Origin of the sequence: Nonomuraea sp. KM88 (assembly GCF_052245635.1) — a bacterium.
In the GTDB taxonomy this organism is placed as follows: Bacteria; Actinomycetota; Actinomycetes; order Streptosporangiales; family Streptosporangiaceae; genus Nonomuraea.
The window spans coordinates 81840-105097 of the sequence record NZ_JBQQCC010000012.1 but is presented as its reverse complement, the minus strand read 5'-3'; the positions used below and the strand labels follow the sequence as shown (position 1 = coordinate 105097).

Below are 23258 nucleotides of genomic sequence, written 5' to 3'. Positions count from 1 at the left end.
CATGAAGGAGCGCCGAATGGATCTGCTGCCGACCGTCCGAGACCATCCCTTCGACCCGCCCGCCGCGCTCAGGCGGCTGGCCGCCGACGGCCCACTGCACCCGCTGGCCTTCCCCGACGGCCACGTCGGCTGGGTGGTGACCCGCATGGCGACGGCTCGGGCTGTGCTGAGTGACGCGCGCTTCAGCGCCCGGCAGGAACTGCGTCATATGCCGTATCCCCATCCGCTCGGTCAGGAGTCGTTCGCACCCGCCGTACCCGGCTGGTTCATCCGGATGGATCCTCCGGAGCACACCCGCTACCGGCGGCTGCTGACCGGCCAGTTCACCGTGCGGCGGATCAACCGGCTGATCCCCCGGGTCCAGCAGATCACCGAAGAGCATCTGGACACGATGGCACGGGCCGGCTCCCCCGCCGACCTGGTCCAGGACTTCGCACTACCGATCCCGTCCATGGTCATCTGCGAGCTGCTCGGCGTGCCGTACCGGGAAAGGGAGGAGTTCCAACGCACCACCGCCACCGTGCTGAAGCTCGACGCGGACAAGCACGATGTCATCGCCGCGCTCACCAAGCTGCACGAGTTCTTCGTACGGCTCGTCGCCGCCAAGCGCGCGGAGCCGGGCGACGACCTCCTCAGCGGCCTCATCGCGGGCGGCGAACTGACCGACGAGGAGCTGCGGGCGATCGGGATGCTGCTGCTGGTGGCGGGGCACGAGACGACGGCGAACATGCTCGCGCTCGGCTCCTGGACGCTGCTGCGCCATCCGGAGCAGTTGGCTGCCCTGCGCGCCGCCCCGACGCTGATCGACAACGCGGTCGAGGAGCTGTTGCGGTATCTGTCCATCATCCAGTTCGGCGCGCAGCGCGCCGCTCTGGAAGACGTCTGGCTGGACGGCACGCTGATCCGCGCAGGTCAGACCTTGGTCGTCTCGATCCCCGCGGTCAATCGCGACCGCGCGAAATTCCCGGATCCGGACACGTTCGACCTGGCCAGGGACGCCGCCGGGCACCTCGGCTTCGGCCACGGCGTCCATCAGTGCCTTGGCCAGCAGCTGGCAAGGATCGAGATGAGAGTCGCCTACCCGGCCCTGTTCCGCAGGTTCCCCGACCTCCGGCTGGCCGCTCCCGACGAGGAGATCCCGATCCGTACGGACATGGCGATCTACGGTGTGCACCGCCTGCCGGTCGCCTTCTAGGAAGCCACTACCGCCTTCACCGGAGAGATAGTACCTTCTAAAAAAATCTTCATTGGCGATAGAGTTCCGGCTCTCGGGTGAAAGGATGATGATGACCGTAATGGAGCAGGCTGCCGAGGCGATGCGAGCACTGGCCCTTGACGAGGTCCTCAAGGACCACGTCGCCACAGATCCCGCACTACGCAAGCTGGCCTGGCGGGTGGCCGAACGCTACGTCGGTGGCCAGACCGTTGCCGAGGCGCTCGCCCGGGCCGCCCTGGTGAACGCGGAGGGCAGGTCCGCCACCCTTGACTACATGGGGGAGAGCTGCCGGGACGCCGGCCTGGCCACGGCCGAAACCGAGATATTCCTCGACCTGTCACGGCAGGCCGCAGCCCGCGGGACGAATTGCTCGGTGTCCCTCGATCTCTCCCATATCGGCTCGGTGGTGGACCGGGAGCTGGGGCTCGCCAACGCCACCCGGCTAGCCGAGGCCACGGCCGCCGCGGGCCAGGAGATGATGATTTCGGCGGAGGGCTCCGCTCGTACGGATCTCATCCTGTGGACCCACGAACGTCTCTGCGAGCGTTTCGACCACGTCGGTGTCACCATCCAGGCCCGTCTGCACCGGACGGCCGATGACCTGACCCGCCTGCTGCGGCTGCCCGGCCGCATCCGTCTGGCGAAGGGCTCCTTCCTTGAAAGCGAGTCCATCGCCCACCCCCGTGGCAGCCACGAGCTGCGGGCGGCCTTCCTCGCGTACGCGACCCTCCTGCTGGACAGCGGCCACCTCTGCTCGATCGCCACCCACGACCTGGACCTTCTCGATGAGCTGCAGCCGCATATGCGGCGGGACTCCGGCGCTTACGAGGTCGAGATGCTGCTCGGACTCGGCGTCGATCAGCTGCCGACGATGCGGGATCGCGGGCATCCGGTCAGGGAGTACATCGTGTTCGGCACCCAGTGGTGGCTGTACGTCTGCAACCGCGTCGCCGAGGACCCGCTCCGCCTGTTCCAGGCTCTGGTGGACGCCACCCGGCACGGCGGTCATCCCGCATCCGATCCGATGACAGGAGTGGAGTGACGGTTAGCCGTACAAGCGCCGGCCGTACTGCGGGCCGTAGTAGACCTCCAGGTCTTCCAGCTCCTCGTCGGGACGTTCCAGGGATTTGGCGATACGGGCCCTGGAGGGGGCCGCGTCGGGAGTCCACGTCTCGGGCTTCCAGAGGGAGGAGCGAAGGAAGGATTTGGAGCAGTGGTAGAAGACCTCCTCGATCTCAACGAGGAGGGCGAGCCGAGGACGGTAGCCCTTGACGATCATCCGGTCGAAGAACGGGGCCTCGCGCAGGATCCGGGCGCGGCCGTTGATGCGCAACGTGTCACCGCGGCCGGGGATCACGTAGAGCAGGCCTACCTGGGGATTGCTCAGCACGTTGCGGAAACCGTCGGCGCGCCGGTTACCGGGACGTTCCGGGATCACGATGGTCGTGTCGTCGAGGACCAGAGTGAACCCCGCCGGGTCGCCTTTGGGCGATGCGTCGCAGGAGCCGTCGGCGGCAGAGGTGGACACCAGGCAGAAGGGGGAAACCGCGAGCCACTGCTTGTCGTGCTCGTGCAGGCGAGAGCGCACCTTCGTCGCAACGCGCTTCGACGGCGTCCCGAGAAGTTCGTCCATCTCCTCCTCTGATGTGATCTCCTCTATCCCCTCAGCGACCATGACGCATCCTCCCAAGAGCTCCGGATTATGTAGTCCTCGTACCCGTGCCGAGCGCGCCGGTCAGCGCGACCCGAGCCTTGCCCCGCCGCTGTCACAAGGCGTTCCGTTCGATGGCCTCGAAACGGTGGAGGCTCGGAGTGCCTGCCAGCCGGGGCAGGGCCTCGCGCAGTTCGGCGGCTTCCGCACCGGCCCAGCCGACGTAGCCGTCCGGGCGGATGAGCGAGGTCCCCGGCGAGCAGGAGCCCGGTGGGCCCCGCTCCTACGACAATCACCGTGCATACCTTTGCCTCCTTAGTAATAGGCCCGCATCAGCTCGATCGACCACTGCGGCTGAACGATCTCGCCCTGCGGGCCGAACTCGGTCATGTAGGGCTTGATGTCCAGCACCGGCGTGCCGTCGATGGCGTCCAGACCGCGTACGTGGATGTCGAGGCCGTCCACGGCGAGCAGCCGGCAACGGGAGACGCCCAGCCGGTTCGGGCGGTTCTTGCCCCGCTGGGCGAAGATGCCGACCTCCGGCCAGTCGGGGTTTCCGCGAGGGCGGCGGGCGGCGGTGTGCACGGAGGAGGGAGGCACGAGATGGAACTGGTACACCACCTCCAGGTGTGAGAACGTCTCCAGTCCTGCGAGGGAGTCCGGCCCGAAACTCGTCCCGTCGAGGCGGATCAGCGCCTGCTCGGTGTTCCAGTCATCGTCGAACGCCTCTGCGCGCCCGCCGACGACCGTTCCCACCGGCTCCACGACGATGGCCGTCGCGTCGTTCAAGGTTTCCTCCAGTCATCGGGGCAGTCGCACCCGACCGTACGGCCCGGCGGCCACGGCTGGATCAGTCACGGTGACCGGTGTCTACCCGACCGGCCCGCGGGGGCCGCCGGCCGGTTAGGTAAGGTCGGATACCGTGATCGGGCGGAACGCGGAGATTGCCCTCCTCGGAGGCCTGATCGCCGAGTCCCGCGCCGGGCAGGGCAACGCCGTCGCCGTGTACGGCGAGGCCGGGATCGGCAAGTCGGCCCTGCTGGCGCACCTCGCGAGCACGGCACCCGACAACGTGCTGGTGCTGCGGGCGACCGGCGTCGAGGCCGAGTCCGAGCTGCCCTTCGCCGCCCTGCACTTGCTGCTGCGACCGGCTCGTCACCTCGTGGACCAGCTTCCCGCCGCACAACGGGCGGCGCTGCGCGGCGCGTTCGGAGAGGATGAGAGGGACACTCCGGACCGTTTCCTCGTCGGGCTCGCGGTGCTGACCTTGCTGGCCGACCTTTCCGAGCAGCGTCCGCTGCTGTGTCTCGTCGACGACGTGCAGTGGCTGGACCGCGCGTCGGTGGACGCGTTGTTGTTCGCCGCGCGCAGGCTGGCGGCCGAACGCATCTCCATGATCTTCGCCGGCCGTGACGACACGGATCCGACCTTGCCCGGCGTCCACGAGTTGCGGCTCACTGCTCTTGCCAAGGATGACTGCGCGCGGCTGCTGGCCGAGCGCGCGGACGATCTCACGCCCGAGGCGCGCGATCGCGTCATCGAGGAGGCCGAGGGCAACCCGCTGGCGCTCCTGCAGTTCGCCGGGAGCCTGACCCCCGAGCAACGGGCCGGACGCCTTCCGCCGCTTCCCCTGCAGCCGCCGGGGCCTTCCCTCGCCGGGCGGTTGCAGCAGTCACTGCGCGCCGCGATCCGGCGCCTGCCCGAACGCGCCCGGTTGCTGCTCCTCGTCGCCGCCGCCGACGGATCGGGGAGTCTGCCGCTCGTCCTGAAGGGGGCACAGGCACTCGGTGCCACGCCGGAAGACCTGGAACCTTGCGAGCAGGCCGCCCTGGTGGAGGTCTCCGACGGCCGGCTGCGCTTCCGGCATCCGCTGATCAAGTCCGCCGCCTACCACGAGGCGCCTCTCGCCCGCCGCGTGGCCGCCCACCGCGTGCTGGCCGACCTCCTCGTCGACGACGAGCACGCCGACCGCAGGGCTTGGCATCTCTCAGCCGCCGCCCTCGAGCCCGACGAGGAAATCTCGACCATCCTCGCGGCCGCCGGCGAGCGTGCCCGCGGGCTCGGCGGCAACACGTCGGCCGCCACCGCCTACGAGCGGGCGGCGCAACTCACCGTCGACCGGGACAGGCGCGCCCGCTGGCTGGCGGCGGCCGCACAGGCAGCACTCGGCGCCGGTCAGCTCCCCCGTGCCCGTGCCGCTGCCGACAGGGGCCGACGCCTGACCACGGACCCCGTGCTGCTGGCCCGGCTGACCACCGTACGGGCCGCGGTCGAGACCGAGCAGGGCGACCCGGCACAGGCCGCCCACATGCTGATCACCGTCGCCGGCGCGGGCGTCGTGCAGGCCGCGCCCGCCGAAGCCGCGTCGCTGCTCGCCACGGCCGCCGGCGAGGCCTGGTTCGCCGGGGACCACACCGCACTCGGGCAGGCCGCCGATCTCCTGGAGTCTCTCGGCTCCGGCGTCGAGGCCCGTCTGACCCCCGTGGTCGCGGCCGTACGCGGCATGGAGCGGGTGTCCGCCGGTGACCCGGCGGCGGGCCTGCCGCTTCTGCGTTTCGCCATTCCCGCGGCCGACGCCACCGAGACCGACCCGGACACCTCGACGGCCTGGGGCATCGCCACCGACCCTGCCGCCGGGGCGTACGCCGTCTTCAGCGCCCTGATGACCGGTGACGACGACGCGGCCAGGGAACTGGCCGCCGCCCGGGTGGAAGCCTGCCGCCATCAAGGGCTCATCGGAGCCCTGCCACACGCGCTGCAACTCCTCACACAGGCGCAGATCCTGTGCGGCAGGCACGCCGAGGCCGCCGAATCCGGTGCCGAAGCCTGGCGGATCGCGCACGACACCGGACAGGCGGGACGGCTGGTGCACCTTCACGGCATCCTGGCGCGCCTGGCCGCCATCCGAGGCGAGGACGAGGAATGCCTCCGCCTCGCCCGCCAGGCTGAGGGCACCGCCCAGGAGCGCAACGGCTCCGGGTGGGGCGGATGCGCGCTCACCCTGCTCGACCTCGTACGAACGCGCTACGACGCGGTGGCCGAGCGGATGGCACGGGTGCTTGACGGGCCGCTCGGCCACACTGTGATCGTCACCTTCGCCATCGCCGACCACGTCGAGGCGTGTGCCCGCCTGAACGAGCCCCACCGGGCGACCTCGGCATTCGCCCGGTTCGACGCCTGGGCAGCGGCCAGCGGCCGGCCGTGGGCGGCGGCCGTCGCCCACCGTTGCCACGCCCTGCTCGCCCCTCGCGACGAAGCCGAGGCGCACTTCGGCTCGGCGCTCGCCCTGCACGCCCGGGGCGGACGTCCTTTCGAACGAGCCAGGACTCAGCTCATGTACGGCGAATGGCTGCGGCGGGCACGGCGCCGCGCCGACGCCGGCGCGCAACTCAGCGCCGCCTTGACTGACTTCACCACGATGGGAGCCGCGCCCTGGGCCGAGCGAGCCCGCATGGAACTGGCCGCGACCGGCGTCCCCACCATCGCGCCGAACCCCCGCGCCGACACCGCGCCGCTCGACACCCTGACCCCTCAAGAACTGCAGGTGGTGCGGCTCGCCGCCACCGGGGCCACGAACCGGCAGATCGGCGCCCAGCTCTTCCTCAGCCCCAGAACCGTGGGCTTCCACCTTTACAAGGCCTATCCCAAGCTGGGCGTCTCGTCGCGGGCCGAACTGGCGGGTATCGACTTCGGTCCTACCGGTGACCGGATTCGGCACGACGCGTAGCAAGGGGAAACGCCGAAACCCGGCCAGAGGAGTGCGCACCTCATGGGAGGCGTCCGCAGTGAACCCGGTGAGATGCCCTACGCGGTCGTGGGGCGCGGGTGGGCCGGGTCTAGCTCGCGAGGAGTCCCGGTCAGGCCGTCACGATGGCGAAGTCCGGCACCGGCCGGTCCAGTACGGCGACCAGCCGCTGCAGCGCCGCCGTGTTGCCCTCGCGTTCGACCCCCTCGACGCCCTTGCCCGCCAGCAACCCCACGAGCTGCTCCTTCGTCAGCCGCAGGGTCAGGTCGGCGGCGGCGGCGCGCGGGTCGCGCTGCTGGACGAGCACGCCGTTGCTCAACGTCGTACGGTGCCGCTCCCCCAGGTCGGTCAGGTGCCAGTCGATGGCCAGCCGCTCGTGCCAGGCGCGCGGCCCGTCGACGCGGATGGCGATGGAGTCGAAGATCTGCTCGACGCTCAGCGCGGCGAGCAGATCAGGAGAGGTGACGTCCATGGTGGCGGGCACGATGCCGTCGCCCAGCTCCAGGGCGCCCATGAGGTAGAAGTTCCGCCAGGTGGCGTTCTCGGCCCCGTGGCCCAGCCTCGTGTAGACCTCGGCGAGCAGATCCCGAGCCTCCTTGTTGCCCTCGTCGGCGAAGACCGCGTGGTTGAGCAGCTGGGCGGCGAAGCGCAGGTCGTTCTCGCCGATGTAGCGCCGGGCGAACTCCACCACGCCGGCGGCGCCCCCCAGGCACTCGACGTAGCGGATGGCGCTCTCCCTGGGCGGATGCTCCCACAGGTGGGCCGGGTTCCCGTCGAACCAGCCCAGGTAGCGCTGGTAGACGGCCCTGACGTTGTGGGAGACCGAGCCGTGATAGCCGTGGGTGTGCCAGGCCTGCTCCAGCTGGGGCGGCATGGTCATGGCCTCGGCGATCTCGGGGCCCGTCAGGCCCTTGTTGATCAGGCGCAGCGTCTGGTCGTGCAGGTAGGCGTACATGTCGCGCTGCTGCTCCAGGAAGCGCACGATGGCCTCGCCGCCCCAGGTGGGCCAGTGGTGCGAGGCGAAGGCGACGTCGGCCCGGTCGGCGAACAGGGAGACCGCCTCGGTCAGGTAGCGCGCCCACGCGCGGGCGTCGCGCACCGCGGCGCCGCGCAGGGACAGCAGGTTGTGCTGGTTGTGGGTGGCGTTCTCGGCCAGGCAGAGGGCGCGGTGGTCGGGCAGGAGCAGGTTCATCTCCGCGGGAGCCTGGGCGCCCGGCGTGAGGTGGAAGATCATGCGGATGCCGTCGACCGTCTCCTCCTGGCCGGTACGCGTGAGGTCCAGCGTGGGCGGGATGAGCGACACGGTGCCCGTCGAGGCGGTCATGCCGAGGCCGCAGCCGATCTGCCCCTCGGGTGAGCGGGGCAGCGCCCGGCCGTACAGGTAGACGGCGCGGCGGGTCATCGCGTGGCCCGCGTAGACCCGTTCGGACGCGGCGTGCTCCAGGAACCCGGCGGGGGCCAGGATCGGCACGCCGCCGTCGGTCACGCCGCGCACGCCGCCGAAGTGGTCGACGTGCGTGTGGGTGTAGATGACGCCGGTGACCGGGCGGTCGCCGCGGTGGGCGCGGTACAACTTCAGCGCCGCGGCGGCGCACTCTGTGGAGATCAGCGGATCGATCACGACGACGCCCCGATCGCCCTCGACCAGCGTCATGTTCGACAGGTCGAGGCCGCGCACCTGGTAGACGCCGCTGGTGACCTCGTACAGTCCCTGCCTGGCGCAGAGCCGGCTCTGCCTCCAGAGGCCGGGATGGGCCGTCTCCGGGCAGTCCTCCTGGAGGAAGTCGTAGGAGTCGCCGTCCCAGACGACCCGGCCGTCCGCCGTTCTGACCACCGCCGGGCTGAGCTTCGCGATGAAGCCGCGGTCGGCGTCCGCGAAGTCGCCCTGGTCGTGAAGTGGAAGGTCTGCCATGCCGTGTGGCATGCCCGGGAATCACTCCCCATAGCTCAACAGACTTCCCTAATAGCATGAATCTCGGGCAATAAGGACATATGACAGCAGAGCCTCGCAGGTCGCCATTCGCGTATTCTCGCGGTCGTGAGAGCTTGCGTGTTCGACCTCGATGGCGTGCTGGTGGACTCCGAGCCCGTGTGGGAGGAGGTGCGCCGGGCGTTCGTGGCCGAGCACGGCGGCGCCTGGCAGCCGGACACGCAGGCCAGGCTCATGGGCATGAGCACCGCCGAGTGGGTCGCCTACCTGCACGAGCTCGGAGTGCGCAGGCCGCCCGCCGAGATCGCCCGCGGCGTCGTCGACCAGATGGCCGCCCGCTACCGCGACGGGGTGCCGCTGCTGCCGGGGGCGGTGAAGGCGGTGCGGCGCCTGGCCGAGCGCAACACGCTGGGGCTGGCCAGCTCGTCCCCGCGCACGCTGATCGACGTGGTGCTGGACGCGGCCGGCCTGAAGGAGTGTTTCGCCGCCACCGTGTCCACCGAGGAGGTCGCGCGCGGCAAGCCCGCCCCCGACGGCTACCTGGAGGCGGCCCGGCGGCTGGGCGTCGACCCCCGCGGCTGCGTGGCGGTCGAGGACTCCAGCAACGGGCTGCGCTCCGCCCACGCCGCCGGCATGCACGTGATCGCCGTACCCCACCCGCGCTACCCGCCGGCGCCCGACGCGCTCGCCCTGGCCTGGCGCGTCCTGCCCAACCTCGACGCGCTCACCCCCGAGTTGCTCTCATGAACGCCGGGGCGGGGTTGCTAAGCTCACGGAATCGTGCGAGACATCACGGTTTTCAGCGGCAGCGCCCACCCCGAGCTCGCGGAGGAGATCTGTGCCCACCTGGGCACTCCCCTGCACCCCGTCCAGGTTCACCGGTTCGCCAACGACGTGCTCGAAGTGCAGTTGCAGGCCAACTGCCGCGAGCGTGACGTCTTCCTCATCCAGCCGCTCGTCCCGCCGACGCAGGAGAACCTCGTCGAGCTGCTGCTGATGCTCGACGCCGCCCGCGGCGCCTCCGCCGCCCGGACCACCGTCGTCATGCCCCACTACGCCTACGCGCGCAGCGACAAGAAGGACGCCCCCCGCATCTCCATCGGCGGCCGGCTGGTCGCCGACCTGATGGTGTCCGCCGGGGCCAGCCGGGTGCTGGCGATGACGCTGCACTCGCCGCAGGTGCACGGCTTCTTCAGCGTCCCCGTCGACCACCTGCACGCCCTGCGCGAGCTGGCCGCCCACTTCCGCCGGTACGACCTGTCCAACACGGTCGTCGTCTCCCCCGACCTCGGCAACGCCAAGGAGGCCGCCGCCTTCGCCCGCCTGCTCGGCGCCGACGTCGCCATGGGCGCCAAACAGCGCTTCAGCGACGACCGCGTGGTGATCAGCTCCGTGATCGGCGAGGTGGCCGGCAAGGACGTGATCATCCTGGACGACGAGATCGCCAAGGGCTCCACCGTCATCGAGCTCCTCGACCGGCTGCGCGAGCGGGGCGTCAGATCGGTCCGCGTGGCCTGCACGCACGGGCTGTTCTCGGCCGGAGCGCTGGAACGGCTGGGTGCGCTGCCGGAGGTCGAGGAGATCGTCTGCACCAACACCGTGCCGCCGCCCAAGCCCTGCGACAAGCTCACCGTCCTGTCGATCGCGCCCGCCCTGGCCGAGGCCATGCGCCGCATCCACGACGGCGAGTCGGTGAGCGCGCTCTTCGACACCGGCCCGTGAGAGCTCACCTGAGCACCGGGCGGTCGACCGCGGGGGCTCCCGCCCCGCGGAAGACGCGGGCTCTGATCGTGGCGACGAGCAGGGCGAGGATGGGAATCACGGCACTCCCCACACCGCCTGCTCGACTCTGCGCTGCAGGAGACTCTGGTCGCTGTGCATGTGCCTGACGGTAGGCATCGGCGCTTCACGTTCGATGTAGGCGAAGGCCGGTGCGCCCCCAGCCGGCCGGGGGTCACCGCTCAGAACATCCTGATGGTCTGAGCGGTGACCTTCCTGCCCTGGTGGGAGGCCAGGAAAGTGATGACCTCGGCGACGTCTTCGGGCTGGGCCACCTCGCGCAGCACGCCGCTCTGCGCGACCAGCTTCTCCACCTCCGCGTTGACCCAGCCGGTGTCGGTCACGGGCGGATAGACCATGTTGGCGGTGATGCCGTACGCGCCCAGCTCGTGCGCGGCCGACATCGTGTAGTTCTCCTGGGCCGCCTTGGCCGCGCCGTAGGAGACCTCGGTCGGGAAGCCGTCGGGGCCGCCTGAGGTGAGGCCGACGATGCGGCCCCAGGTCGCGCCGCGCTCGACGTGGCGCCGGGCGAACTCCGAGATGAGCAGCGCGGGTGCGCGCACGTCGACCGCGAACTGCCGCTCGTGCGTCTCGGCGTCCACCGGCCGCAGCGGACGCCCGATGGCGTCACGGCCCGCCGGAGAGAAGGTGTCGCTCAGCCAGCCGCTGGCGTTGTTGACCAGGATCTCCACCGGGCCGAATGCCTTCTCCACCTGGTCGAACAGGACCTTCGGGGTCCGCGGGTCGGCCAGGTCGGCCTCGGCGGCCTCCGCGGTGCCGCCCGCCTCCCGGATGCGCCGCAGCACCTCGCCGGCGTCGGAGCCGCGGGCCTGGTCGTACGCGGGTGGAGTGGCCGGATCGTTCAGGGGGGCGAGCCGTTTGTAGGTGAGGAAGACGGCGACGCCCTCGGCGGCCAGCGCTACCGCGGTGGCGGCGCCTATACCCTGGTTGGCGCCGGTGATCAGCGCGACCTTCCCGGCGAGGCGTGGATCGATCATGTCGCCATCATGCCCGCGGCGGCCGGACGGGCGCCAAGCTTTTTCCGGCGGTGCGCACCGGCTGCGCCCCCGCCGGGACACCGCCGGCCTGGGACGATGCTCATCAGCGAACCGGCCGTTGACCCCCTCAGCCGAAGCCGCCGTTGCTCATGAGCAGCTGGCCGTTGATCCACTGGCCCTGCTCCGAGCAGAGGAAGTCGACGAGGTGCGCGGTGTCCTGTGGCGTGCCGAGCCGGTCGAGCGGCGTCTGGCGTACGCACTGCTCGCGGACCTCGTCCGGCATCCACCCGGTGTCCACCGGCCCGGGGTTGACCACGTTGGCGCTGACGCCGAGGTGGGCCAGCTCGTGCGCGGCCGCCAGCGTGATGCGGTCGAGGGCGCCCTTGCTCGCGCCGTAGGGCAGGTTGCCGACGGTGTGGTCGCTGGTGAGGGCGACGATCCGGCCGGTTCCGTGGGTGCCGCGGAAACGCAGGCCGTATTCGCGGATCAGCAGCCAGGTGGCCCGCGCGTTCACCGCGAAGTGCCGGTCGAAGCTCTCCACGGTGGTGTCGAGCAGGCCCGAGGCGACCGACTCGCAGTGACACATGACCAGCGCGGTGACGTTGCCCAGCCCCTGCTCCGCCTCGTCGAAGATCTTGGCTGGGGTGGTCACGTCGGAGAGATCCGCCTCGATCGCCACCGAGGCCGCGCCGATGTCCGCGAGGGCCGCGGTGATCGTGCCGGTCGCGCCCAGCTCGACGCCCCAGGCCATGCGCTCGTCGTAGGGGGACCAGTGGGAGAAGGCGATGTCCCAGCCCGACGCCGCCAGCCGCCGGGCGATCCCCGCCCCGATGCCGACGGTGCGGCCCACACCTGTGATCAGCGCGACCTTTCCTGCCCGCCGTGAATGGATCATAGTGGCCATCATGCACGCAGCGACCGAACGCCTGCTGAAGGATTTTCTCGACCGGATCGGACCTGCCGTCCCCTTGGTCGCGCTCTGGGCGCACGGCTCGCTCGGGGCCGGCGACTACCGTCCTGGCCGCAGCGACCTCGACCTGGTCGCGGTGCTCGACTCGCCCGTGACGATGCAGCGGTGGCGCGACATCAAGGCCGTGCACCGCTCGCTCGACCAGCCGCTCGCCGGCCTGCTGCACTGCTCGTACATGCCCCGGCAGGAGCTGGACGATCTCGCTGCCGAGCATGTGACGTGGGCGCACGAGCGCATCTTCCGCCGTCCCGTCACCGCCGTCACGCGGCGCGAGCTGCACACGGCGCCCCTGCGGCTGTACGGCCCGCCGCCCGGCGAGGTGCTGCCGCCGGTGTCGGACGCGGAGCTGGAGGCGTTCATCCGGTCGGACCTGCGTGACTTCTGGCTGGCCAAGACCCGGGCGCGGCGGCGCTGGCTGCAGGAGGTCTGGGTGGACCTGGGCGTGCTGACGGTCGCCAGGGCCACGGTGACCCTGCGGGAGGGTCGCCTGATCAGCAAGCGGGAGGCTCTGGAGGTGGCGGCCGGGCTGGGAGCGCCGGACACCGTGGTGGCCGACATCCGCGCCCGCAGGTACGGCGCCCCGCCTCCGGTCCTGAGCCGGTTCAGGAGGGCACGGCTGGCGCGGGCGTTCGTCAGGTCGGCGATCAGGAAGGCCCTGGCCTGAGGATCGCCATATCCGCCGCGTGGTGAACGGATAGTGTTGGCGCGTACCACCTGATTTGGGGAAAGGGCGGCAAATGGGGGAGATCAGGCAGTCCTATCTGGTGGCCGCGACGTCGGCGGTGTCGCTCCTGCGCCACCCCGCCGTGGGCGCGTCGTGGGACAAGCCGAGCGCGCTCACGGAGTTCGGCGTCGCGGGACTGGCCGGGCACCTGGCTCACCAGCTCGTCAGGGTAGGTGACGTGCTTCCCGCGGACGGCGAGGTCCAGGAACCCGTCGACCTCATCGAGCACTTTTCGCGCTCTCCGTGGGTGCAGGCCGGCCTCGACCACGAGAGCAACGTGGGCATCAGGCGCGGCGGCGAGGCGGCCGCGGCCTGCGGGGCCGCGGCGCTGGCGGACAAGGCTCAGGCGCTGCTCGACCACCTGAGCGCCGCGCTGCCCGCCGAGCCGGCCGACCGGGTGGTGCTGCTGCCCTGGGCCGGCTGGTACCTGCGGCTGGACGACTTCCTGCTCACCCGGCTGGTGGAGCTGGTCGTGCACTCCGACGACCTTGCGGCCAGCGTCGGCGTGGACACGCCCGAACTGCCGCCGGCCGTCATCGAGCCCGTCGTGGACCTGCTGGCCCGCCTGGCCGTGCACCGCCACGGAGCCACCGCGGTCATCCGCACCCTGAGCCGGGCCGAGCGCGCACCGGCGGCGATAAGCGCCTTCTGACCAAGGTCGGCACGAGCCTGTGGCCCCGGCACACCGGCAAACAGCGTGCCGGGGACGTGGCCTTGACGGAGCCCGAGACCTTCACCTCCTTCAGCGTCGTCACGGAGCTCGACTTCGTCGGCGCCCCCGACGACAGCGCATTGGAATAAATCATTCCGTTCTGTTAATATAAGAGCAGAACGTTCCGTTCCGTAGAAGGGGTTCGCATGACCATGCTCGTCACCGGGGCCACCGGGACCGTCGGCCGTCACGTCGTCGAGGAGCTCCTCGAAGCCGGCCGGCAGGTTCGGGCCCTCACCAGGAACCCCGCCAAGGCCGCACTCCCCGAAGGGGTCGAGGTCGTCGCCGGAGACCTCGCCGATCCCCGCTCCCTGGGCGGCGTCTTCGACGGCGTCACCGGCGTGCACTTCATCAACTTCGCGGGCGACGACTACGCCGCCCTGCCCGACGGCGCCGAGCTCGTCGCCCTGGCCGCCAAGGCGGGCGTACGGCGGGCCACGGTGCTCGGCGGACGCGAGGACGGCACCCTGGAGCAGGCACTCGCCGCGAGCGACCTGGAGTGGACGCTGCTCAACCCGGTCGAGTTCATGTCCAACACGCTGCAGTGGTGGGCCCGCTCGGTCAGGACGGAAGGCGTCGTCAAGGAGCCGTTCGGCGAACGGCTGAGCGCGCTGGTGCACGAGCGCGACATCGCCGCCGTGGCCGCGAAGGTGCTGGCCGAAGGGGGACACGGCGGTAAGGCGTACACGCTGACGGGCCCTGAGGCGATCACGGCCAAGGAGAAGGCGGCGATCCTGGGGTCCGCGATCGGCAAGGACGTCACGTTCGTGGAGCTGACGGCCGACGAGGCCAGGGCGAAGTGGGCCGCGGACGGCATGGGCGAGCAGACCATCGCGTTCCTGATCGACGCGCTCGGCAACACCCCCGAGATCGGCTACACGGTGGTGCCGACCGTGCGCGAGATCACCGGCCGGGAGGCGCGTGGCTTCGCTCAGTGGGCCTCGGAGAACGCCGACGCCTTCCGCGAGTGATCCACACCCTCCCCGCGCGGGTGCAGGCGGAACTTACTACTTTCGTCGTCATTCATCCCGCCTAACACCTCCTACGCTGTGGACATGCGGTTCGTCCTGCTCGGTTGTGGTGTGTTCGCGGCCTCACTGCTCGTGGTGCACGGGCAGGTGGGGGTGCCGTCGAACCTGCCTTTCCCGGTGCTGGCCGCGATCGCCGCCGCCGCGGGCGTGGCCGCCTGGCAGGTCAGGCGGTCCTGGTGGCCGCTGGCCGTCGTGGGGGCCGTCGGGTACGCCTGGCTGGTGATGTGGCCGCCGCTGATGGTCGCGTCCTACTACGCGGGTCTCACGCTGAGCAGGAGCCGCGGGACAGCCGCCTACCTCGGCGGCTGCCTGGCGGTGTGCGGGATCTCCGCGCTGGTCGGCGAGTGGCAGGACGGCCCTCACCAGCTCGCCACCGCGAGCCCGGCCAACGCGGTGGCCACGGCGCTGGCCGTGATCGGGCTGCCGCTGGCGCTCGGCCTCTGGGTACGCGCCCGCCGCGAGGTCCTGGAAGCGGCCAGGGAGCGGGCCGAGCGGCTGGAACGCGAGCAGGTCATGCGCGCCGAGCAGGCCAGGGCGCAGGAGCGGGCCAGGATCGCCAGGGAGATGCACGACGTGGTCGCGCACCGGGTCTCGCTCATCGTCCTGCACGCGGGGGCGATGGAGATGCGGGCGGCCGACGACGACACCGCCCGGTCGGCCGCCATGATCGCGGGGATCGGGCGGGAGGCGCTGGCCAACCTGCGCGACGTGCTCGGCGTTCTGCGCTCGCCTCCGCACGAGCTGCTGGGCGAGGACACCGGCGGCGCGCGGCGGCCGCCGCCCACGCTGGACGACCTCGACCGGCTGCTCGACCAGAGCCGTGCCCTGGGCATCGCGGTGACCAGGCACGACGAGGGCGAGACGCGGCCGGTGGAGGCGAGCGTGGAGCGGACGGCGTACCGCGTGGTCCAGGAGGCGCTCACCAACGTGCACAAACACGCGGGGAACGCCGGCGCGGACGTGCGCATCCGCTTCAGGACCGACGCGCTGGAGGTGGAGGTGAGCAACGAGGCGCCGCGCTCGCCGCACGAGGAGCTGCCCGGCGCGGGCTGGGGCCTGATCGGGCTGCGGGAACGTGTCGAGCTGCTCGGCGGCACCCTGCGCGCCAACGCCCAGGACGGCGGCGGCTTCCTGGTGAGCGCCAGGATCCCGGCATGACCCGCGGCACATGGAGGTTCCGGTGATCCGGGTGCTCATCGTGGACGACGAGGAGCTCGTACGGTCGGGATTGCGGCTGATCCTGGAGGCCGCCGGCGACATCGCGATCGTCGGCGAGGCGCGGGACGGCGCCGAGGCCGTGGCGGCGGCGCGGCGGCTGCGGCCCGAGGTGGTGCTGATGGACGTGCGCATGCCCGGCATGGACGGCCTGACCGCCGCCGCCCGGCTGCTGGCCGTGCCCGACCCGCCCAAGCTGGTCATGCTGACGACGTTCGACCTGGACGAGTACGTGCACGAGGCGCTCCGCCTGGGCGCGGTCGGGTTCCTGCTCAAGGACACCCCGCCGAGGGAGCTGGCAGCCGCCGTGCGTACGGTCGCGGGCGGCCAGGCCATGCTGTCCCCGTCGGTGACCAAGCGCCTGCTGGCGTCGTACGTGGATCGTGCCCCTTCACGTGCCGAGGCCGCGCGCAGGCAGCTCGCCGGGCTCACCGGGCGGGAGGAGGACGTGGTCAGGGCCGTGGCCCGCGGCCTGTCCAACGCCGAGATCGGCCGCGAGCTGCGCCTGACGGAGGCCACGGTGAAGGCGCACGTGAGCCGGCTGCTGGCCAAGCTGGGCCTGGCCAACCGGGTCCAGGCCGCCATCCTGGTCCACGACGCCGACCTCGGCTAGAGCCGCGTGCCGGTCCACGCGCGCCCGGCCGTGGCTAGCCGGCGACGTTCGCGTAGTGGCAGGCGGCCTGGGCCCCGGGCACGGCCGGCAGGATGTCGAGGAGCTCCGAGCGGCACCTGCCGTCGACCCCCGCCTCGGCCGCCTTGCCGGAGGCGAGCACCTGGCAGCGGACGTGGAAGCGGCAGCCGCCGGGGATCCTGGTCGGGTCGGGCGGCTCGCCGGTCAGCACCACCCGCTCCGGCGACTCCGGCAGCACCGACATCAGGGCCTGCGTGTACGGGTGGCGCGGCGCGGTCAGCACCTGTTCGACGGGTCCCGACTCGACGATCCTGCCGAGGTACATGACCGCGACCCGGTCGGCGATGTTCCAGGCCAGCCCCAGGTCGTGGGTGACGACCAGCGCCGACAGGCCGAGGTCCTCCCTGAGTTTGAGCATCAGGGCGAGGATCTCGCCGCGTACGGAGGCGTCCAGCGAGGCGACCGGCTCGTCGGCGACCAGCACCTGCGGGTTGAGCGCGAGGGCCCCGGCGATCACCACGCGCTGCCGCTGGCCGCCGGAGAGCTCGTGCGGGTAGCGCAGGAAGAACCGCTCGGGCGGCCGCAGCCCGGCCCTGGACAGCGCGGAGGCGACGACGCTCTCCTCGTCGGCCAGGCCGTGGATGCGCGGCCCTTCAGCCACCGCCTCGTAGACGGTGTGCCGGGGGTTGAGCGAGCCCGTCGGGTCCTGCAGGACGAGCTGCACCTGCCTGCGGTAGGCCTTGAGCGCCTTGGAGCCGTAGTCGAGCGCCGTGCCGCCGTAGCGGACCTCGCCCGAGGTGGGCCGTTCGAGGCCGAGCAGGGTGCGGGCCAGCGTGGTCTTGCCGCAGCCGGACTCGCCGACGAGGGCCACGATCTCGCCCTCGCCGATCGACAGGTTGACGCCGTCGACCGCGCGGGCGCGGCGGCCGCGCGCGACGAACTCCACGTGCAGGTCGCGGGCCTCCAGCAGGCTCGGCCCCGCGGTCAAGACCTTCTCCTTCGTGGCCTGCGTCTCCGTCATGACGCCTCCTCCTTCGCCCTGACGTGGACGCAGGCGGCCGTGCGGCGCTCGCCGGCCGGCCACAGCTCCACGTCGAGGGTTGCGCACTCGTCGAGCGCGACCGGGCAGCGTGGATGGAACGAGCAGCCGGTCGGGAGCTGCATCGGGTCCGGCGGGTCGCCGCCGAGGCCCTTCGGCGCCAGCCGCGCGGCCGGGTCGCCCACCGTCGGGAACGCCGCCGCCAGCGCCTTGCTGTAGGGGTGCTTGGCGTCGTGGAACACCTCGCCCGACGGGCCCTGCTCGACGATGCGGCCCGCGTACATGACCGCGAGCCGGTCGCACACGTCGGCGAGGACGGACAGGTCGTGCGAGATCATGATGAGCGAGATGCCGTGCTCGGCGACCAGGTCCTTGATCAGGGTCAGCACCTGGGCCTGCACCATGACGTCGAGCGCGGTGGTCGGCTCGTCGGCGATGATCAGGCGGGGCGAGCAGGCCAGGGCCATCGCGATCATCACGCGCTGCCGCTGCCCGCCCGACAGCTCGTGCGGGTAGCTGCGGGCCCGCCAGGTGGGCAGGCCGACCTGGTCGAGCAGCTCGGCCACGCGCTTGCGGGCCGCCTCGGGCCTGGCCTGGCCGTGGACCAGCAGCGGCTCGGCGACCTGGTCGCCGATCCTGCGCACCGGGTTGAGCCCGTGTTGCGCGCCCTGGAACACGATCGAGGCCTCGGCCCAGCGTACGGCCCGCATGCGGCCCCACTTCATGGTGAGCACGTCCTCGCCGTCGAGCAGGATCCGGCCACCGACGCGGGCGTCCCGCGGCAGCAGCCGCAGCAGCGCCATCGCCAGCGTCGACTTGCCGGACCCCGACTCGCCGGCGACTCCGAGCGCCGCTCCAGAGTCGAGCGTCAGCGACACCCCGCGTACGGCCGGCACCTCGCCGGAGGCGATGCGGTAGGTCACCGAGACGTCGTCGAGTTCGAGGAGACTCATGCGGCCTCCCCCGTCGGCCGCCGGACTGCCGTGTCCATGGTTCGTTCGCTCCGCTCTCTCACGAAGCCCTCCTCAGCCGGGGGTTGAGCACGGCCTCCAGGGCCCGGCCGACCAGGGTGAACGCCATGACGACGGCGAGGATGGCCAGACCGGGGATGAGGATGTACCACCAGGCGCCCTCGTTGGCCGCGCCGAAGTCGTACGAGCCGCGCAGCATGGTCCCCCACGAGGTCTTGTTGGCGCTGGCGCCTAGGAAGGCCAGCGTCGACTCGGTCACGATGGCGCTGGCCACCTCCAGCGTGGTGCTGGCCAGCAGCAGCGGCGCCACGTTGGGCAGCACGTGGCGGGTCGTGATGTGCCAGTGGCCGGCTCCGAGCGCCTTGGAACGCTCGATGTACGGCCTGGACTCCACGGCCAGCGTCTGCGCCCTGATCAGCCGGGCGGTCGACGGCCAGGTGGTGATGCCGATGGCCATGATGATCGTGAACGTGCTGCCGCCCAGGATGGCCGCCAGCACCAGGGCGGTGACCAGCGAGGGCAGGACGAGGAACCAGTCGGTGACGCGCATGAGCACGGCGCCGAGCCAGCCGCGGAAGTGGCCGGCGGCGATGCCGACGACCATGCCGATGACGATGCTCAGCAGGGCGGCGAGGAAGCCGATGAGCAGCGACGTGCGCGAGCCCCACCAGACCATCAGCAGGATGGAGCGGCCGGACTCGTCGGTGCCGAACGGGAACGCCAGGGTGGGCGCGTCGAAGTCGTCGCCGGGGGCGTCGACGACGCTGGTCACGCTCTCGTCGATGAACAGCGGCGCGATCAGCGCGAGCACCACGGCGACGACGAGCACGACCACGCCGGCGACGCCGGCCCGGTGGCTGCGGAAATCGGCCAGGAAGCGGCTCAGCGCCTGCCGCCTGCGGGTCGTCGCGACACTGGTCATGCCGACCTCACTCTCGGGTCGAGCATGTGGTAGACCACGTCGGCCAGCGTGTTCATGACGATGACCGCCACCGTGATCAGCAGGAACGTGCCCTGCATGAGCGTGAAGTCGGGCACGCTGATCGCTTCGTAGAACAGCTGGCCGAGCCCCGGCCAGGTGTAGATCGTCTCGACGGTGACCGCGCCGCCGACCACGAACCCGACACGCATGAACACGAGCGTCACCGTGGGCAGCAGGGCGTTGGGCACGGCGTGGCGGCGGCGTACGTCGTCGTCGCGCAACCCCTTGGCCCTGGCCACGGTCACGTAGTCCTGGCCGACCTCCTCCAGCAGCGACGAGCGCATGACCAGGAGGTACTGGGCGTAGACCACGGCGACCAGCGTCAGGCACGGGAGCACCATGTGGGAGGCCACGTCGAGCACGTAGGCGAACCCGTCGGGCGCGTCCACGCTCTCGATGCCGCGGAACGGGAAGATGCCGGGGATCGGCCCGATGCCCACCCCGAAGACCATCATGAGCAGCAGCCCGAGCCAGAACGTCGGCACCGACCACAGCAACAGGGACGTGCCGGTGGAGAAGCGGTCGAACGTGCTGCCGCTGCGCCAGCCGGCCCGCGTGCCCTGCCAGATGCCGAGGCTGACCGCGATGACCAGGCCCGTTCCCGCGAGCAGCAGGGTCGGGCCGAGCCGCTCGCCGATCAGGTCGAGGACGGGCCGCTTGTACTCGTACGACATGCCGAGGTCGAGGCGGAGGGTGTCGCCGACGAACTTGAAGAACTGCTCGATCAGCGGCTTGTCCAGGCCGAGGCGGCTGCGTTCGAGGTCGAGCTGCGCCGGGGTCATGTTGCGGCCCTGCGCCAGGCTGCGTACGGGGTCTCCGGGCAACATCCGGAACAGGAAGAACGTGCCGACGATCACCATGGCGATGCTGAACAGCGCCCCACCGGCCTTCGACAGCGCGTAGCGCAGCGTGCCGCCGCGGGTGGGGCGCTCGTCACCAGGGCCCGCCGCCTGCGCGGCGGCGGGCTCTGCCGCTTCGAGCGGAGCGGTCATTCGCGCTCGTCTGCGACGCTCTTGCGCCGCCGGCTCAGGAGGAAGCCGCCCACTCCGATGACCACCACGGCGCCGACGACACCGGCGATGATGCCGGTGTTCGATCCGCCGCCGCCGTCGCCGGCGGCGGCGCCCGCCCCCGTGGCCTTGACGTCGACGGTGTAGAACGGCCAGTAGCCGCTGCCGCCGTAGAGCAGGCCCTTGTCCTCGGGGATGGGGGTGATGCTGGTGATCCGGTCCTTGCGGTAGCCCTCGAGGTCGTTCGTGTAGTAGATGGCGATGACCGGGGCGTCGGTGTAGAGGCGCTCCTGCATCTGCTTGATGATCTCGGCCCGCTTGGGCCGGTCGAGCTCCGTCAGCTGCTCCTTGTAGAGCTTCTCGAAGGTCTCGTCACAGTAGAACGACTCGGTGCCTCCGCCCTCGCCGTCCTTGGTGGGCCGGCGCGAGCACAGGTGCGTGGCCAGGACCTCCTCGGGGTCGGGGTTGACCGACCAGCCGCTGATCGCGATGTCGAACAGGCCGGTGTAGCCCGTCTCCTCCGTGAACTTGCTGGATTCGAGCTTCTTGGTGGTCAGCGTGATGCCGATCTCCTTGAAGAAGCCGGTCAGGTATTCGGCGAGCTTGTCCTCGAGCGGGGTGTCGGTGTGGATGCTGAAGCGGAACTCCAGCTTGCGGTCACCGTCGGGCATCGTGCGGACGCCGTCGGAGCCCTTCTTGTAGCCGGCGTCGTCGAGGATCTGGTTGGCCTTGGCCGGGTCGTAGGTGACCTTGGTGTCGCCGGTGGCCTCCCAGAAGAAGTCCTTGTACATCGGCGGCACGATCGAGCCGTCGGCGGGCTTGGCCAGGCCGTCCCACACCTCGTCGACCAGCTTCTGCTTGTCGATGGCGTAGTGCAGCGCCTGGCGCACCTTGACGTCCTTCAGCGCGGGGTGGCCGTCGCCGAGGGGCTTGTCGTCGGTGGTGGTGGCGCCGTGGTTGATCTGCAGGTAGCTGGCCCGCCGGCCGTCGGTGTTCCACGCCTCGATGTTGGGGTCGTTCTGGATGGCCTTGAACTCCGGCGGGTCCAGCCGGCCGATCAGGTCGATCTCGCCCTTCTGCAGCGCGGCGATCGCGGCCTGCGGGTTGTCGTAGAAGATGACCTGCAGCTCGTCGACCTTGGCCTTGCCCCGCCAGTAGTTGGGGTTGGCCTGCAGCTTGACGTACTGGTCCTTCTTGTGCTCGGTCGCGAAGTACGGGCCGCTGCTCACCGTGGGGTACGTCTCGGCGTCGTGGTTGGCCATGTCGGTGACCGACTCCCAGACGTGCTTGGGCACGATCGGGACGGGGTTCTCCAGCATGGACGCCTGCGGCGACTTGAGCTTGATCGTCAGCTCCTGGCCGTTGGCCGTGACGCTCTCGAAGTTCTCCACGGCCGGGCCGTTGGCGGTCTTGGCCGCCTCGTCCGTCATGATCTTGTTGAACGTCCAGGCGGCGTCCTCGGCCGTGATCGGCTTGCCGTCGGACCACTTGGCCTCACGGATCTTGAACGTCCACGTGAGCCCGTCCTCCGAGGCCTCCCACGACTCGGCCAGGTCGGCGCTGGGCTGGAGCGTCTTGGAGTCGGGGACCGTGAGGAAGCCGTACATCCAGCGGTGGATCGATGTGGAGACCAGGCGGACCGCCAGGAACGGGTTCATGGAGTCCATGGACTGCGTGGCGCCGACGCGAACGATCTTCTTCCCCGCCGTCGGTTCCTGGGCAAGGGCCGTTGTCGTGCCCTGGCCTGCTACTAATAGCGCGACGCCCAGCGCAGCCAGGCGTGCGACCCATTTCCTCATACGTGCCTCACCTTCAGGCGGGGGGTTCCTGTGTAGAGAAAGGCACACCATACGGAGACCGTGTGTCAACGCGTGGCGGAAAATTGTTTCATCTTCGTTTCTTTCAGCGGTGTAAATTTTCAACCGGCTTTGCACACCCGTGACCTGGCCTCCCACCCTACGGCGGCCCTTCCTGGCACGCGACCGCATACTCCCGAACCCACCGGATAGGGGGCGGGAAACAGCCGAAACCAAGGGGGAGATCGCATGATGCAGGGCAAGACCATCGCGTTCCTCGTCGCTCCTGAGGGGGTCGAGCAGGTCGAGCTCACCGAGCCGTGGAAGGCGGTCAAGCAGGCGGGCGGCACGCCCAGGCTGATCTCCACCGCGCCCGGCCAGATCCAGGCGTTCAACCACCTGGACAAGGCCGACACGTTCGCCGTGGACGACACGGTGGACAACGCCGACGTGGGATCCTTCGACGGGCTCGTGCTCCCCGGCGGCGTGGCGAACCCCGACTTCCTGCGTACGGTGCCGCGGGCCGTGCAGTTCGCGCGCTCGTTCTTCGACGCGGGCAAGCCGGTGGCGTCGATCTGCCACGCGCCGTGGACTCTGGTCGAGGCGGACGTCGTACGCGGCCGCACGCTGACGTCCTGGCCGAGCCTGCAGACGGACCTGCGCAACGCCGGCGCCACCTGGGTGGACCAGGAGGTCGCGGTGTGCACCGCCGGGCCCAACATGCTGGTCACCAGCCGCAAGCCGGACGATCTGAAGGCCTTCTGCCAGGCCGCGACCGACGCGTTCGGATAGGAGCGCGGAACCGACGGAGAGGGAGGGCGCCGCACCTGGCGCCCTCCCGCGTCGTCGAAGCGTCGT

At 70.8% G+C, this 23258-nt stretch carries 22 protein-coding genes; 11 read left to right on the top strand and 11 right to left on the bottom strand.

What is annotated here, in order from left to right:
- Positions 1-16 precede the first annotated feature (16 nt).
- Positions 17-1195 (top strand): cytochrome P450, encoded by a 1179-nt coding sequence (locus ACTWPV_RS31465; RefSeq protein ID WP_443154565.1) that lies wholly within the window; start codon positions 17-19, stop codon positions 1193-1195.
- Positions 1196-1280: 85 nt separating this feature from the next.
- Positions 1281-2258, top strand: coding sequence for a proline dehydrogenase family protein (locus tag ACTWPV_RS31460; protein WP_443154564.1), 978 nt, complete (start codon positions 1281-1283; stop codon positions 2256-2258).
- 3 nt (positions 2259-2261) lie between these two features.
- On the opposite strand, the gene ACTWPV_RS31455 is transcribed toward ACTWPV_RS31460, so the two are convergent.
- From ACTWPV_RS31455 to ACTWPV_RS31445, 3 genes are all read right to left on the bottom strand, one after another.
- Positions 2262-2849, bottom strand: a complete 588-nt coding sequence (locus ACTWPV_RS31455) for a pyridoxamine 5'-phosphate oxidase family protein (RefSeq protein ID WP_443154563.1) — start codon at positions 2847-2849, stop codon at positions 2262-2264.
- A gap of 133 nt (positions 2850-2982) precedes the next feature.
- Positions 2983-3108 (bottom strand): hypothetical protein, encoded by a 126-nt coding sequence (locus ACTWPV_RS31450; protein ID WP_443154718.1) that lies wholly within the window; start codon positions 3106-3108, stop codon positions 2983-2985.
- A 74-nt stretch (positions 3109-3182) separates the two neighbouring features.
- A complete protein-coding gene (locus tag ACTWPV_RS31445; RefSeq protein ID WP_347649171.1) occupies positions 3183-3656 on the bottom strand; it encodes an SAM-dependent methyltransferase in 474 nt (157 codons plus the stop codon).
- Positions 3657-3789: 133 nt separating this feature from the next.
- On the opposite strand from ACTWPV_RS31445, the gene ACTWPV_RS31440 reads away from it, so the two are divergent.
- Positions 3790-6594 carry an ATP-binding protein gene (locus ACTWPV_RS31440; protein ID WP_443154562.1) on the top strand — a complete coding sequence of 935 codons (2805 nt, stop codon included), beginning with the start codon at positions 3790-3792 and terminating at the stop codon, positions 6592-6594.
- 130 nt (positions 6595-6724) lie between these two features.
- Here the strand turns inward: ACTWPV_RS31440 and ACTWPV_RS31435 are convergent, their stop codons facing one another.
- Positions 6725-8524, bottom strand: a complete 1800-nt coding sequence (locus tag ACTWPV_RS31435) for an alkyl/aryl-sulfatase (protein ID WP_443154561.1) — start codon at positions 8522-8524, stop codon at positions 6725-6727.
- A gap of 126 nt (positions 8525-8650) precedes the next feature.
- Here ACTWPV_RS31435 and ACTWPV_RS31430 point away from each other — a divergent pair, with 126 nt between their 5' ends.
- Positions 8651-9289 carry an HAD family hydrolase gene (locus tag ACTWPV_RS31430; protein WP_443154560.1) on the top strand — a complete coding sequence of 213 codons (639 nt, stop codon included), beginning with the start codon at positions 8651-8653 and terminating at the stop codon, positions 9287-9289.
- Between the two features lie 33 nt (positions 9290-9322).
- On the top strand, positions 9323-10264 hold the full coding sequence (locus tag ACTWPV_RS31425; RefSeq protein ID WP_347649175.1) for a ribose-phosphate diphosphokinase: 942 nt from the start codon (positions 9323-9325) through the stop codon (positions 10262-10264).
- 239 nt (positions 10265-10503) lie between these two features.
- Here ACTWPV_RS31425 and ACTWPV_RS31420 read toward each other — a convergent pair whose 3' ends face one another.
- Entirely contained in the window at positions 10504-11319 is an 816-nt protein-coding gene (locus tag ACTWPV_RS31420; RefSeq protein ID WP_443154559.1) for an SDR family NAD(P)-dependent oxidoreductase, read from the bottom strand.
- Positions 11320-11446: 127 nt separating this feature from the next.
- Complete coding sequence (locus ACTWPV_RS31415) at positions 11447-12214, bottom strand: SDR family oxidoreductase (protein ID WP_443154558.1); 768 nt, start codon at positions 12212-12214, stop codon at positions 11447-11449.
- Between the two features lie 10 nt (positions 12215-12224).
- Here ACTWPV_RS31415 and ACTWPV_RS31410 point away from each other — a divergent pair, with 10 nt between their 5' ends.
- From ACTWPV_RS31410 to ACTWPV_RS31390, 5 genes are all read left to right on the top strand, one after another.
- Complete coding sequence (locus ACTWPV_RS31410; protein WP_443154557.1) at positions 12225-12953, top strand: nucleotidyltransferase domain-containing protein; 729 nt, start codon at positions 12225-12227, stop codon at positions 12951-12953.
- Between the two features lie 73 nt (positions 12954-13026).
- Positions 13027-13665: a maleylpyruvate isomerase N-terminal domain-containing protein gene (locus tag ACTWPV_RS31405; protein WP_443154556.1), complete on the top strand. Its 639-nt coding sequence runs from the start codon at positions 13027-13029 to the stop codon at positions 13663-13665.
- Between the two features lie 206 nt (positions 13666-13871).
- A complete protein-coding gene (locus ACTWPV_RS31400; RefSeq protein WP_443154555.1) occupies positions 13872-14696 on the top strand; it encodes an NmrA family NAD(P)-binding protein in 825 nt (274 codons plus the stop codon).
- A gap of 84 nt (positions 14697-14780) precedes the next feature.
- Entirely contained in the window at positions 14781-15914 is a 1134-nt protein-coding gene (locus ACTWPV_RS31395) for a sensor histidine kinase (protein WP_443154554.1), read from the top strand.
- 22 nt (positions 15915-15936) lie between these two features.
- On the top strand, positions 15937-16584 hold the full coding sequence (locus ACTWPV_RS31390) for a response regulator (protein WP_443154553.1): 648 nt from the start codon (positions 15937-15939) through the stop codon (positions 16582-16584).
- Positions 16585-16618: 34 nt separating this feature from the next.
- On the opposite strand, the gene ACTWPV_RS31385 is transcribed toward ACTWPV_RS31390, so the two are convergent.
- The 5 genes from ACTWPV_RS31385 to ACTWPV_RS31365 are packed head-to-tail and all read right to left on the bottom strand — an operon-like array spanning position 16619 to position 22403.
- Complete coding sequence (locus tag ACTWPV_RS31385; RefSeq protein ID WP_443154552.1) at positions 16619-17623, bottom strand: ABC transporter ATP-binding protein; 1005 nt, start codon at positions 17621-17623, stop codon at positions 16619-16621.
- Positions 17620-18594: an ABC transporter ATP-binding protein gene (locus tag ACTWPV_RS31380; RefSeq protein ID WP_443154551.1), complete on the bottom strand. Its 975-nt coding sequence runs from the start codon at positions 18592-18594 to the stop codon at positions 17620-17622. Before ACTWPV_RS31380 ends, ACTWPV_RS31385 begins: the two co-directional genes overlap by 4 nt.
- A 58-nt stretch (positions 18595-18652) precedes the next feature.
- Positions 18653-19534 (bottom strand): ABC transporter permease, encoded by an 882-nt coding sequence (locus ACTWPV_RS31375; RefSeq protein WP_443154550.1) that lies wholly within the window; start codon positions 19532-19534, stop codon positions 18653-18655.
- Positions 19531-20586 carry an ABC transporter permease gene (locus ACTWPV_RS31370; protein WP_347649187.1) on the bottom strand — a complete coding sequence of 352 codons (1056 nt, stop codon included), beginning with the start codon at positions 20584-20586 and terminating at the stop codon, positions 19531-19533. Before ACTWPV_RS31370 ends, ACTWPV_RS31375 begins: the two co-directional genes overlap by 4 nt.
- Positions 20583-22403 (bottom strand): ABC transporter substrate-binding protein, encoded by a 1821-nt coding sequence (locus ACTWPV_RS31365; protein ID WP_347649188.1) that lies wholly within the window; start codon positions 22401-22403, stop codon positions 20583-20585. Before ACTWPV_RS31365 ends, ACTWPV_RS31370 begins: the two co-directional genes overlap by 4 nt.
- A gap of 246 nt (positions 22404-22649) precedes the next feature.
- Here ACTWPV_RS31365 and ACTWPV_RS31360 point away from each other — a divergent pair, with 246 nt between their 5' ends.
- On the top strand, positions 22650-23192 hold the full coding sequence (locus tag ACTWPV_RS31360; protein ID WP_347649189.1) for a type 1 glutamine amidotransferase domain-containing protein: 543 nt from the start codon (positions 22650-22652) through the stop codon (positions 23190-23192).
- The last annotated feature ends 66 nt before the right edge of the window (positions 23193-23258 follow it).